At 41.7% G+C, this 13,010-nt stretch carries 13 protein-coding genes and 1 riboswitch; of the genes, 8 read left to right on the top strand and 5 right to left on the bottom strand.

Features of this window, described 5'->3' with window-relative positions; genetic code table 11:
* The first annotated feature begins 233 nt into the window (after positions 1 to 233).
* From groES to ACQQ6X_RS10720, 4 genes are all read left to right on the top strand, one after another.
* Entirely contained in the window at positions 234 to 515 is a 282-nt protein-coding gene (gene groES / locus ACQQ6X_RS10735; protein ID WP_007429271.1) for a co-chaperone GroES, read from the top strand.
* 73 nt (positions 516 to 588) lie between these two features.
* Positions 589 to 2,217, top strand: a complete 1,629-nt coding sequence (groL, locus tag ACQQ6X_RS10730; RefSeq protein ID WP_063207884.1) for a chaperonin GroEL — start codon at positions 589 to 591, stop codon at positions 2,215 to 2,217.
* 503 nt (positions 2,218 to 2,720) lie between these two features.
* Positions 2,721 to 2,893, top strand: a riboswitch (M-box (ykoK) riboswitch).
* Positions 2,894 to 3,204: 311 nt separating this feature from the next.
* Positions 3,205 to 3,759 carry a DUF1003 domain-containing protein gene (locus ACQQ6X_RS10725; RefSeq protein WP_064795429.1) on the top strand — a complete coding sequence of 185 codons (555 nt, stop codon included), beginning with the start codon at positions 3,205 to 3,207 and terminating at the stop codon, positions 3,757 to 3,759.
* A gap of 103 nt (positions 3,760 to 3,862) precedes the next feature.
* Positions 3,863 to 3,931: a hypothetical protein gene (locus tag ACQQ6X_RS10720; protein ID WP_369425854.1), complete on the top strand. Its 69-nt coding sequence runs from the start codon at positions 3,863 to 3,865 to the stop codon at positions 3,929 to 3,931.
* 202 nt (positions 3,932 to 4,133) lie between these two features.
* Here the strand turns inward: ACQQ6X_RS10720 and ACQQ6X_RS10715 are convergent, their stop codons facing one another.
* From ACQQ6X_RS10715 to ACQQ6X_RS10695, 5 genes are all read right to left on the bottom strand, one after another.
* On the bottom strand, positions 4,134 to 5,642 hold the full coding sequence (locus tag ACQQ6X_RS10715; RefSeq protein ID WP_430493579.1) for an oligosaccharide flippase family protein: 1,509 nt from the start codon (positions 5,640 to 5,642) through the stop codon (positions 4,134 to 4,136).
* Between the two features lie 56 nt (positions 5,643 to 5,698).
* Positions 5,699 to 6,823 carry an amidase domain-containing protein gene (locus ACQQ6X_RS10710; protein WP_430493578.1) on the bottom strand — a complete coding sequence of 375 codons (1,125 nt, stop codon included), beginning with the start codon at positions 6,821 to 6,823 and terminating at the stop codon, positions 5,699 to 5,701.
* Between the two features lie 46 nt (positions 6,824 to 6,869).
* Complete coding sequence (locus ACQQ6X_RS10705) at positions 6,870 to 7,526, bottom strand: class F sortase (RefSeq protein ID WP_326401961.1); 657 nt, start codon at positions 7,524 to 7,526, stop codon at positions 6,870 to 6,872.
* Positions 7,527 to 7,574: 48 nt separating this feature from the next.
* Entirely contained in the window at positions 7,575 to 7,901 is a 327-nt protein-coding gene (locus ACQQ6X_RS10700; RefSeq protein WP_305165304.1) for a hypothetical protein, read from the bottom strand.
* A gap of 121 nt (positions 7,902 to 8,022) precedes the next feature.
* Positions 8,023 to 8,814, bottom strand: coding sequence for a polysaccharide deacetylase family protein (locus ACQQ6X_RS10695; RefSeq protein WP_305165303.1), 792 nt, complete (start codon positions 8,812 to 8,814; stop codon positions 8,023 to 8,025).
* Positions 8,815 to 9,030: 216 nt separating this feature from the next.
* Here ACQQ6X_RS10695 and ACQQ6X_RS10690 point away from each other — a divergent pair, with 216 nt between their 5' ends.
* The 4 genes from ACQQ6X_RS10690 to ACQQ6X_RS10675 all read left to right on the top strand — a co-directional run bounded on the left by ACQQ6X_RS10690 (position 9,031) and on the right by ACQQ6X_RS10675 (position 12,969).
* Positions 9,031 to 9,144 carry a YjcZ family sporulation protein gene (locus ACQQ6X_RS10690; protein ID WP_081276706.1) on the top strand — a complete coding sequence of 38 codons (114 nt, stop codon included), beginning with the start codon at positions 9,031 to 9,033 and terminating at the stop codon, positions 9,142 to 9,144.
* A 315-nt stretch (positions 9,145 to 9,459) separates the two neighbouring features.
* Entirely contained in the window at positions 9,460 to 10,203 is a 744-nt protein-coding gene (locus tag ACQQ6X_RS10685; protein ID WP_305165302.1) for a collagen-like protein, read from the top strand.
* A gap of 469 nt (positions 10,204 to 10,672) precedes the next feature.
* Entirely contained in the window at positions 10,673 to 11,557 is an 885-nt protein-coding gene (locus ACQQ6X_RS10680) for an AraC family transcriptional regulator (protein ID WP_305165301.1), read from the top strand.
* Between the two features lie 98 nt (positions 11,558 to 11,655).
* On the top strand, positions 11,656 to 12,969 hold the full coding sequence (locus ACQQ6X_RS10675; RefSeq protein WP_305165300.1) for a prolyl oligopeptidase family serine peptidase: 1,314 nt from the start codon (positions 11,656 to 11,658) through the stop codon (positions 12,967 to 12,969).
* The last annotated feature ends 41 nt before the right edge of the window (positions 12,970 to 13,010 follow it).

Here is a 13,010-nt window from a genome sequence, read left to right as displayed (position 1 = left end):
TCTTAAAAATAACCATTAGCCTTGAGTTAACGGTTATTTTTAGGATAGGTGGATATAATCAGGAATGGCTGTCCATAAAAATTCCCATAAAAAATACATTAGGGACTTGAAATTCAATCTCAAGTTGAGTATCATAAAGTTGGTTGTTAGCACTGACGACTGTTGAGTGCTAATACATACAACATAACAACCAAATTACAGAATAAAACACTTAATAAGGAGGCTATTTTTTCATGATCAAACCTTTGGGTGAACGCGTATTGGTGGAAGCAATTGAGCAAGAAACAACGACTTCCTTTGGAATCGTACTTCCTGACTCTGCCAAGGAAAAGCCGCAAGAAGGCAAAATTATCGCGGTTGGCGCAGGCGCATTGAAAGACGGTGCCCGTATTCCTCTGGAAGTAAAAGAAGGCGACCGTGTTATTTTCTCCAAATACGCTGGAACGGAAATCAAATATGAAGGTAAAGAATATTTGATTATGAAAGAAAGCGATATCCACGCGATTATCGGTTAACCGGAACCCGGACAAGACCTAAATATAGGAATTGAAACAAATCATTCATAATCCATAGGGAGGTTTATCACAAATGGCTAAAGACATTAAATTTAGTGAAGACGCTCGCCGCTCCATGCTGCGCGGGGTAGATGCATTGGCTAACGCTGTTAAAGTAACACTCGGACCGAAAGGCCGTAACGTTGTACTGGAAAAAAAATTCGGTAGCCCGCTCATCACTAATGACGGTGTAACGATTGCAAAAGAAATCGAGCTGGAAGATGCGTTCGAAAACATGGGAGCTCAACTGGTTAAAGAAGTAGCAACCAAAACGAACGATGTAGCTGGTGACGGCACTACTACGGCTACGGTTTTGGCTCAAGCCCTCATCACTGAAGGTTTGAAAAACGTAACTGCTGGCGCAAGCCCAATCGGTATCCGTAAAGGGATCGACAAAGCGGTTAAAGCAGCTGTTGCTGAACTGCAATCCATCTCCAAACCAATCGAAAGCAAACAATCCATTGCTCAAGTAGCTGGTATTTCCGCTGCTGATGATGAAGTAGGCGAACTGATCGCTGAAGCTATGGAAAAAGTGGGCAAAGACGGTGTAATCACAGTCGAAGAATCCCGCGGTTTTGCAACAGAACTGGAAGTAGTTGAAGGTATGCAGTTTGACCGTGGCTACATTTCTCCGTACATGATTACAGATACGGACAAAATGGAAGCTGTACTGGACAATCCGTATATCTTGATCACTGACAAAAAAATTACAAACACACAAGAAATCCTGCCATTGCTTGAAAAAATCGTACAACAAGGCAAGCCACTCGTTCTGATCGCTGAAGATATCGAAGGCGAAGCGCTGGCTATGCTCGTTGTCAACAAGCTGCGTGGTACATTCAACGCTGTAGCTGTTAAAGCCCCTGGCTTTGGTGACCGTCGTAAAGCAATGCTGCAAGACATCGCTGCCCTGACAGGCGGTCAAGTAATCACAGAAGAACTGGGTCTCGACCTGAAAACTGCTTCTGTGGACCAACTGGGTACAGCACGTCAAGTGCGTATTACAAAAGAAAACACGATTGTGGTTGACGGTGCTGGAAACAAAGCCGACATCGACGCTCGTGTTAGCCAAATCCGTACGCAACTGGAAGAAACTACTTCCGAGTTCGACAAAGAGAAACTGCAAGAGCGTCTGGCTAAATTGTCCGGCGGCGTAGCGGTAATCAAAGTCGGTGCGGCTACTGAAACAGAATTGAAAGAACGCAAACTGCGCATCGAAGATGCTCTGAACGCAACCCGTGCTGCGGTTGAAGAAGGTATCGTATCCGGTGGTGGTGTAGCGCTCCTGAACGTATACAAAGCAGTTGCAGCTGTTGAACTGCAAGGCGACGAGCAAACAGGCGTGAACATCGTGTTGCGCGCTCTGGAAGCTCCAATTCGCACTATTGCTGCTAACGCAGGTGAAGAAGGCTCTGTAATCGTTGAGCGTCTGAAACGCGAAGAAGTTGGCGTAGGCTTTAACGCAGCTACTGGTGACTGGGTAAACATGATCGAAGCTGGTATCGTAGACCCTGCAAAAGTAACTCGTTATGCATTGCAAAACGCTGCTTCCGTAGCGGCTATGTTCCTGACTACTGAAGCAGTGATCGCTGACAAGCCAGAACCAGAAAAGGCTGCAATGCCTGACATGGGCGGAATGGGCGGCATGGGTGGAATGATGTAATAAAACCCAAAAACCTTGTTGCACCAAGGGTTTAAGGGGTTGTTATATTGATTTGTTAACGATTTGTTAACAATCAGTCTGTTTTTTAGAGGCTCTCATTAGTTCTCCGAACTTTTGAGAAGCCTCTTTGCTTTTTCTGGCTTAGTGCCGGTGGGGTATTTTTTTTGTTTTTAGGGATGCTCTTATGACAAACGGAGCTTTTCTACACGATTAGCCAAAAAAGATATTGACAACTGATTATTTATTGAACAAAAATAGTAAATGATTATAAAATACTGGGATTTCTATGCGGAGGGTGGCTATGACACTCGAGGTGATCAGCATGAACCATACATTTAAAGTGTTAAAGTCTTGTCTTGCCGTACCTGCGGCACAATGACTTTTTATTTTTCATTATATTGGGGAGCGTCAGCGTCGCTGTTATCAGGCACAAACACAAGTATAGTAAGTATATTTGGGTTGACAGCACATTTGGACAGCAGTATGCTTTGCTAAGGAAATATTGATGTCCTCGTTAGGTGAGGCTCCTATATGAACATAAGCCACTGCCCGGAAACATCGAAAGATGCCAATGGGTATAACAGGAATTGCCGGATTAAGGCTCTTCTTAATGTGGCTAAAGAACTTTGGTTCTTTTACGTCGTATAGTGCTAAAGCTCGACTGGGGGGAACCGGATATTTGTATGCTTTATCTTGCATGCAGAACTGCGCCCTTCAGTTGAGCTGAGGGGCGCTTTTATTTCAATGTGCAGGTTTGGCAATGATCTGGTTCCAGTGTGATCAGTAAATTATGGAGCCCACAACATGTTAAGGGGAGAGGGGTTGAACCATTCAATGAATAGTCGAAGTTCGTCTGAACCGGATCCAGAACCAGTGAGTCTATTGGTAGTCGGGTTAAAACTAGATGCCATAATTGAATATGGTTGCTACTCCTTTCCTACGGGTTAGTATTGGGCCCGACTGCCTTAAAACAAGGAGGCAGTTGACATGTCAAAAATGAATTTTTTTCAAAAAAAACAGCAAAATAAAAATGCTACTCATATTCAAGGCTTTGATATTGAATTGAATCAGGAAAATACTCGTCGTATTGATCGTCTAGTCGATAGTTACGAAAATAGCATTCTTTCTCATTTAGATGAAGCGTACCAAAGAACAACTAGCTGGCAAGATCGTCTTGCGGATCGGATTGCATCATTTGGCGGTAGCTGGAGATTTATTACTTATTTCGCTATCTTTCTGACCCTTTGGATACTCTTGAACAGCTTGCCGTTTACTCGCTTTCATTTCGATGAACCTCCATTTATCTTGTTGAACTTGTGTTTGTCCTTTATCGCAGCATTTCAGGCTCCGGTCATTATGATGAGTCAGAACCGCCAAGCTGCAAGGGATAAACATGAATCGATCATTGACTTCGCGATCAACTACAAAGCCGAACAAGAGATTGACGATATGCAGAGCCATCTTCATCGGATCGAAGGCGAACTGATTGAGATAAAAAAACTCTTACTCGTTCTAAAACAACCGAATGAAGAACACAAATGACTCTTTAGATTATATAGAGGCCCCTTAGAAAAGCTTTTATCTGAATCGATTCAGATTAACGAATCTTATTTCTTCCGAATCAGTTTGAATTTAGAGTAGATATATCGGTGGTTCTTCAGGATCAAGCCCATATAAGGATGTACAAATTTATGATCCGAAAAATAATACATGAGCCTCGGGAAGTAGCATGCCTACGGCTCGTGCTGCAGCAACTTCCGTTGTTTATGGAAATGATATTTATGTAATTGGTGACATAATGAGTCTGTCACTTTTTCAAAAGTGGTTTCCAATTCTCATTGTGCTCATCGTTAATCGTTGGCTCACGATTAACGCGTCCTTGTAAATAAGCAGGGCTCCCGCGAGGGAGCTCTTTTCTATGCAAGTGCTTTTAATTTTACTTTTAAGAATAGGGTACACCAACAGCAAAAATGGATAATCTCTACAACCATAATGATGGATTCTGACCAGTTAAGTAGGGTTAAAGCTTTGGAACATAGTGTGCACATAATTAGAATGGCTTCGAAAATCAGAACGTCTATTAATAAAAAGATAATTGTACGTGATTTAGGCCTCTGTAAGAGCTGTAGAGCGTGGAAATTCCAGAATGTGGAGACTAATTCCATCATTATGACGCCCACACACATCCCGATATAACCAAATTTGGGGATAGCCAGTAGGGTGTAGAGGATCATGAAATTGGAAAGGACGCCAATGCAGAGGCCAATAAAAGGAGTTTTCTTCTGATTTTTTGCCCATAAAATACTTGTAGTCACTTCCCGTAACCCGACAACTAATGGTAACATTGCTAACGATTTAATGGGATTTGCAGCATTTTGTATTCCAAAAATATATAAGGAAATTTCCGAGGCATATTTAAAAATGAAAAAACCTGAGGCTAATCCCCAGACCCATGCTATATGCATGGCAATATAGCTCTTTTTGTAGAATAAATGATATAGCCTATTCTGCCAATCTGCAGTTATTTTCATCGTGAGTGTATGGGTTAGGGAGCCTGTAATCAAAGTAGGCATATAAGCGACAACAAGTGCGATGCCAGTAACAGTACCGAACATCTCGGCTGATTCTTTGGGCGAAACTCCCGCAACCTGTAATCGCTGAGGGATGATCATTGCATCAATAAAGTCGGAAGCAGGAATAAGTAAGCGTGTAAGTGCAATAGCAAGTGAAGCCTGTACTAACAAAGGCAAATCTGTTCGAATAGATGGAAGGGGTGAGGGGGATAACCCGATTACGGGACGATTATATATAAAAAAAGCAGAAAGAATAGCAAACGATACGATCGCGCCTGTAAAAGTCCCAAGTACTGCTCCGCCTACAGCAAACTCAATGCCAGATTGAATAAATAGCGGCACCATACACATTAAGGTACCAATTCTCACGGATTGTTCAATAATTTCTGAAAGGGCTATGGTGGTATATCTTTCAAGCCCTTGCAAATAGCCGCGCAGTAAACTTAACAAGGGAACGACCAGTATAGCAGGAGAGAGGTAGCGAATCGCAAAGTTGAGCTGCGGATAACCAAGCAAATTAGCAATTGACGTTGAAAAGCGAAAGACCAGGACACTACATGCTATGCCCGCGAGCATCATGAAAACTGCAAAAAACTTAAATAGCCGCCAGCCTCTGGCTGTATACTTAGCTGTAAACATACCCAGAGCTGTCGGCAATCCTCCAGAAATAATCATTAGTATTAAGCTATAGAAGGAGTAGGCCAGCTGGTAAAGCCCCATTCCTTCTGCTCCAACAAACCGTGTCATAAATACTTTTCCGACCAAACCTATGGCTTTCACAACAATCATTGCATTAGCTCTTACCATGGTTTGTTTTAAGATAAGAGGTAATTTCAAATTTTTTTCCCCCATTAGAAGTTGTCCATTATCATCTTATGACAGCAACCGCTGGGGTATGAACATGATACTTAATCTTGTATGTGAATCAACAAATACTTGGTGTTTTTATCCCATCCCAAATCAAAAGGCACTTTAAAACGGTCGGCAGTATGGGAGTTGACTAAAGGGTAGCCGCTCTGATCAAATCCTACTACAACAGAGAAATGATCTACGTCTCCTCTTAATACGTAAGCAATCAAATCACCTGGAAGTAGCTGGGGTTTTTCGGGTTGCTGCTGTAAGTCATTGACGGATTGGACGATATTGGAAAAGCTTCCTTGTCCGATAATCCTGCCATACCCAGAGCGTATAAGAAAGTTTTTAAATGCATCCGTCTGAACCCATGCTTGGCTCCCACCGTTGTTATAGAAGTAATGCCATCCAGATCTCATAGGAAGTCCTCCGCCTTCCTCCTTGTCTCCGATAACTTGAGAGGAAAAGTTAGTGCAGTCTCCTCCTTTAGAGTTGTAATCCAGGTATTTTTGGTTGTAGCGCTGACCATTTCCTGCCCCCCATGTTATTCCTGCATACTTGTTGGCATAGTCAACGGCTCGTGTTCGGTTGTATTTATTAATAATTTTTGCTGGCTCTAATACAGCTTTATTGGGAATGAATTGCAAATCGCTTTTTTCGATTTTTTTTGGGTTCTCTTCCAGAGGATCTGAATACCATTCCCGTTCCACGTACCAACGATTATCCTTTTTTCTTAGTGTGATGCCATGACGTGTTCCAATTCCAAAATCATGCTGACCTGGATAGCTATTTACATACTCATAACTCAATTTCAAGGACTGCACAAGCGACACTTTTGCCATGTCGCTCAGTACTTCTATACGAGCTATCCTAATTGAGCTTTCCGCATTCACAAATTTTATTTTACGATGCTTGGCCCATTCTTGAATGTATTCGGCTCTATTGATTTCATGAAGATATGCGTAGTTACTTCGTTTGTCTTTTAACAAGTAATGGTCCTCGATATGCTTTTTATCCTGATCCATTAATAATCTGGTACGGTCTTCAAACAATTCTTGAAGAAAAGGGACCACGTTATCCTTCTGAACTGGCTCGGCTTGTGCATGAAAATTAATGAAGCTGCAAGCGGTGAGCACGAGCAAGATCATGCACAGTAATTGTAATTTTTTGATTCTAAGCACCTGCATTCATTCTCCTTGGAAAGGTAAATTGTTTTTTGAAAATACCCTACTTTTGTATCATAAGTTTCTCACAGGCTGAATTCATGTGTGCTAATTTGGTAAAGACGACCAATCGCCCTTCATGTTCCTTCTTGCTTCGACTGTAGCGCCCAGCACAGGTAATCAAGTTTAAACGGTGCTCTTCTGTAGGACCAAAAATCGTTTGAATCGGTGCTTCGGGGGTAAGGTAAAACTTTACGGACTCCACTACAAATTGAAGCTTGCAACCATTATCGCCAGTCACATACACATAATCGCCTTTTTTCAGTTTTTTTAGAGGATAAAAAACTGCTGGGCCCGTGTATGTATCGACATGCCCGTCCATAATTGCATTACCTGCTGAACCCGGCAACACATGGTTAGATAAATACCCTACTCGGTCTGTTTTAGCTGGGACGCCCATCTGGCCATTCTCTAAATAAGTTACCGGTTCTATAATTGAATGAATACGAACCGCTGGAATATCGATTTTATGTGGAATGATCCCGGGAAAATAATTTTTTTTAACAGGTAAAGAATTTTTTGTGATTTTATAGGGTTGAGTTTTAACCTTAATTGGCTGATTCGTGGGAATTTCCCTTTGATCTTTAGCTGTAGGCGAACAGCATGTGGTTCCCAATAAAATCAATAGCACCATAAAATAAATGATCCACTTTTTGTTCATATGAAGAAAGAGAGAGGGGGTTAGTTGATCCTCTCTCTTTTGTCCCTCCTAATTCATTTGCTCGCTTGCGCCACCAAATCCTGTTTTTGGTAACTTAGTAGCCTTTGCTTTAATGCTTTTAGCTTTAATACTTTTCGTATGCATTGTTTTTCCATCGATAATTTTGGCAGGTGCAGCTTCACGTGCATGTAGCTTGTGAGTTTTCTCATGCTTGCTCTTAGCATGCACTTTATGCTCTTTTTTCGTATGGCTCTTAGCCTCTTGTTGGTGCATTTTGTGTTCCGGTTTTTCGGCTGCGGGTGCAGATGCAGATGCCATCGATCCTACAGACATAAATACAGCCAGAGATGCAACAGCCAATATTGCTTTTTTCATGATATTACCTCCTTGGATAGTTGTTAATTGTTAATCCCTAATATAATTTCCGTACTAAGAGCTTTTCATGTAGCCAAGTATTTCCTAGAAGGAAGTTGTATTGGAATTTACATAAATGAAGTCATTTATTCACTTCAATAAATCCTTCAGGAGTCTTGTGAGCCGCAAGTAGTTCGGAAACAGTTACAAAGGTAAAGCCTCTTTTTTTCAGGTCAGGCAAAATGATTTTCAAGGCTTCCATAGTTTGTGTACTTTTATATACATAGTCGTGCATAAGAACAATATCGCCGTTGCGAGCATTACGGAGTACTTTGTTGGCGATGCGTTGCACACCAGGTTTTCGCCAATCCAAGGTATCTTGATGCCAGGACCATAAAATTATTTTTAGCCCTTTTTCTTTAGAAAGTTCGACGAGTGAATCTGTATAATAACCGCCTGGTGGACGGAAAAAGTGAGTTTCTGTTCCTGTAGCCTTAACAATGCTGGCTTGACCCTGGTCAACCTCAGATAAAGCTTTATCACGGGAAATTCGATGGAAAGATGGATGATGAAAAGTGTGGTTGCCGACATCATGCCCTTCTTTAAGCTCTCGTTTTACAATGTCAGGAAATTTTTCTACACGGCTACCAACAACGAAAAAAGTCGCTTTAGCATCATATTTCTTAAGCAAATCCAAAATAGCCGGCGTGTTACTTGTATCCGGTCCATCGTCAAAAGTCAGGGCAATTACCTTGGGTTGATGAGTAGGAACTTCCCATACAATATCGCCACGTTCTTCATAATAGGATCTTCCCTTTGTATGTGCAGGAGTGGCGTTTGAGGTATTCTGTGCGATCACATATGGAGTAGGGAAGAAGCTGGAGCACAGCAAAAAAGCAGCGATGGCAGAAGACACCAGTCGAATGTTTTTCATCGGGCCTAATCTCCGTTCTAACGTTTTTAGGTTAGGTTGCCATGAAGAAGTGTGCTTTATTCGACTATCTTAGAGCATCGATAGACTAGGATATGTGCTGTATGATCTAATCTTTTAATGGGTTGGCAAAATTATTATCTACTTACATGAATGCCCTGTCATAGAATGTATTTATACATATATTGAATTGTACAACGAGTAAAGGAGGTTAGGGCTATGGGAGCATGTGATAATAACACTCCAGGTGTTGGCGGTATGTGGACTTCTACAGCAGCAATCTTGGTACTTTTTATTCTGTTGGTTATAATCACTAAATCATTCTGGGTTTAATTTTGCTAAATAACTTCTATTAAAAATGGTGTAAACACCCTACTGGCTGTTGAAGTGCACCTCTTAGAATAGACATTGGAAACCTCCTTGGTTATTCCGATGAATTCTAGGGGGTGTATTTTTGCGGTTTGCTCTTTTTTCTTATACGCAGATCAAATTAAAGAGGGACGTGTTAACGTCCCTCCATCAAATCCATTGAATTGAATAAGCCTCAGGTCTATGCCTATCTTTCCTAGATGAAAGTCAACAGCCCAATCTTTTTAGTTCATTGCACAATAAACTAATTTGACTAGACTTTGGAGGTGAGCATTAATTATGTTTCGACATCATTGTTGGCAAAACAAATTGCATCGGAGAAAATTAAGAAGATGTGTAGTTAAAAAAGTCAAAGTTTTACCGAAGGTCATTGTTAAAGGGATTCAAGGTCCTCAAGGTCCTCAAGGGCTCCAAGGACCACAGGGGCTGCCAGGTCCACAGGGATTACCAGGCCCACAGGGAGTTCCAGGTGCTCAAGGTCTTCAAGGAATTCCCGGACCTGCAGGGGCAGTAGGAGCAACAGGACCGGCAGGAGCGATAGGACCAGCAGGACCAGCAGGACCGACAGGAGCAGTAGGGCCAGCAGGAGCAACGGGGCCATCAGGGCCTGCAGGCGCCGGGATATCAGACTTCTTAAGTGTTTTCAGAGCAGATCCTGGTACGGGGACTGACACAGTTCCGGGCAACTCACCAATTACCTTTACTGGGGTTTTAGCGAATGTTGGTGGTGCATTTACTTTCACTCCTCCATCTCCAACGATAACCATTAACGAGACGGGGAGCTACTTCATCTCATTTTCTATTCACAATCAAGGTAATGCGGATTTCAATCTTACTGTTAACGGAAATCCTATAACACCATTACCTTTCTCAGGTAATGGTGGGGGACCTACCGCAGCTGAGGTTATCATAACCGTTACAACAGTTCCAACTACAATACAATTGGTAAATGCCAATGCAACTCCTGCTCAGTTGCACAATAACATTAATACAACTATGACAATATTAAAGTTGACGCCTTAATATTGTTGCTTAGTAGTAACTTATTCAGTAAAAGGTTTAAGGTTTATGTCTTTTATCCGGTCAGTTTGTCTAATTTTTCGGGGGCCTGAACTATGTAGGTGTGAAATGTAGAATGCCATGCCTAGAGGGAGAAGCCCCGAATGGGATAAAGCCAAAAGGATGTAGCTGGAGAGCAGCGGACGATGTGACTAAGGATATTGTCGCTGCTTTCTGTTCCTGAAAGTCGCAAGATAATGAGGCAGTTGGACGCCTTGAGTGAAAGCGCTGACATGAATTTTAACCCTCTATATACTTAACTTAGTTAAATAAAAATGAATAACATCAGGATTGTTACTGTTATGTAAAACACAGGCAAAACCTAAGGGAACAAAATGTTAAGATCTCGGGATCTTATGTATTTTGTTATCTTAGGTTTTTTTGTTTATGGAGAGAGGAGGTATTATGTTCACATCTGAGAGGAGCGACAAATTTGGAGTACAAATATGAGCTGGTTCAGGCAGACCACCATTTTCCATTAAAAATTATAGTTCATTCTTCTAATGAACCAGCATACATACCTAAACATTGGCACGACAGTATCGAAATATCCTATGTACTTTCAGGAAGAATCGATAATATCTATATAGATGGCACAAATTACAGCTCCAAAGAAGGAGATATTGTGCTCATTAATTCGAATGCTATTCATTCCTTTTCTGTGGCTAAGGGCAATGGGAGAGAGGCTATAACCGTTCTGATTCCTTCTGGATTTATTCGAGAAAATATGAAGGACAGTAATCCTATTTCATTTGATTGTATATCCATTTTCGAAAGCAACGAGCAGCGATTACAGCATTTTAAGGAACTGCGTGATCTATTAAACACATTATTTGTAGCTTATCTCAACCAGCACAATGACCCTTTAGTTCATATCCATTTAACATCGCTATCTTATAAACTGGTGTACCTTTTATTAATGCATTTTAAAAAGGACAACCAATCGATCCCTGGCTTTAAAACTAACAAATATTTGGAGCGGTTGACGTTGAACACCGATTATATCAAAGAAAATTACGATCAGAGTCTATCCCTGGATTCCATAGCCCAGGTTTTTGGATTGTCTCCCGAATATTTGTCCCGTTTTTTTGTAAAGCATGTAGGTATGACGCTGTTTCAATATATCAATGCCATCCGTCTGGAGAAATCTTTCCATGTTCTTATGAATACGGGTCATTCTATCCTACAAATTGCGCTGGAACACGGATTTCCGAACGAGAAGTCCTTTGTCAGGGTATTTAAAAAGGTTTATCAGGCGACACCGCATCAATATCGAAAAAAACACAAGGAGCGTCTGAAGCCAGGAGTCAGTAATTGACCTGAATTAGGCTAATAAAAGGCAGGATGTAAATAAAAAAAATCATTAAGATCATTTATGTAAGCGTTTTACAAATGGAACTGGGAGGTAAGACATCTATGTTTAAACAGTTTAGAACAGTTGCTAAAACAACTATGTTATTTACTTTAGCTGTCAGTACGACCCTTGCTTTCAGCTCTGGTGTATGGGCCAAAGAGTCCACCTCATACCAGACGGTTGCGGAGGTTAAGGATTGGGGAGCAACCATTACGAAGATCATTGTTAATCTGGGTAAGCCGATACCCAAAGATGCGATAACCAAGGAAACATTTAAGGTACATGTGGAAAGAAGCGACAATAGGTTGGTAAATTCCTTTATTGAAAAAGGCAACAGAAAGGTCACCAAGGCCTATGTATCGGACAAAAGCGGCAACCCTGTAAAGAAAACGGGAAGCTACGTTGTGCTGGAAATGGAAATCGGCCCGGCCTTAACATTGGGCTCCGCTATTCATTATGATGCAGGTTCCGGGTTTAACGGGTGGAATGATAATCAATACACGATCACGCAGCAAAAGGCTATTAAAACCCAATCAGGAACGATTTCCGGCTTGAAAATTGAAACCTCCTCAGGCGAGATTCGGAAGCTTGTTGATCAATTTACAACTGGCAAAGCGACTTTTGATGGGGTTACTTTAACCTATGCGGATTATGCACCGGCAAAAGACAAAGTGAAAAACCCTTTGGTGATCTGGCTGCACGGGATGGGAGAGGGAGGTACAGATCCGACGATTCCAATTTCGGGTAATAAAGCAGCGAATTTTGCCTCTAAGGATATTCAATCTTATTTTGGCGGGGCTTATGTGCTGGCACCGCAGACCCCAACCTACTGGATGGATGGTTTTACAGGCTTTGGTGACGGAACCTCAAAGTACGAGCAAGCCCTGATGTCCTTAATTAAGGACTACGTGGCCAAGAACAAAGACATTGATACAGACCGAATCTACATTGGCGGTGATTCTAACGGCGGATACATGACGATGCTGCTGATCCGTGATTATAAAGACTATTTTGCAGCAGCTGTGGTGGCGTGTGAAGCCTTGAAGGATAGCCTTATCACCGATGTACAAATTAACGATATGAAGGATCTGCCGATCTGGTTTGTGGCTGCCAAAACCGATACCGTGGTTCCACCCAACGATTATATGATTCCGACCTACAACCGTTTAGTGAATGCCGGAGCCAAGGATGTCCATATGTCGTTATTTGATAATGTAGTGGATACTTCTGGTTTGTACAAGAAAAGCGACAAAACACCGTATGAATACAATGGTCACTGGTCCTGGATTTACGTGTATAACAACGAAGTATCGAAGGTGATTAACGGAAAGAAAACAACGATGATGCAATGGCTGGCCTCCAAAACATTGGACTGAAAAGTATAGAGAGGCCTCCTGCATATTTTATTGCTTAGCTG

The sequence above is a fragment of the Paenibacillus ottowii genome, from assembly GCF_050516475.1.
In the GTDB taxonomy this organism is placed as follows: domain Bacteria; phylum Bacillota; class Bacilli; order Paenibacillales; family Paenibacillaceae; genus Paenibacillus; species Paenibacillus ottowii.
The sequence above is the reverse complement of the archived record's forward strand: the minus strand, read 5'-3'. Positions and strand labels throughout refer to the sequence as shown.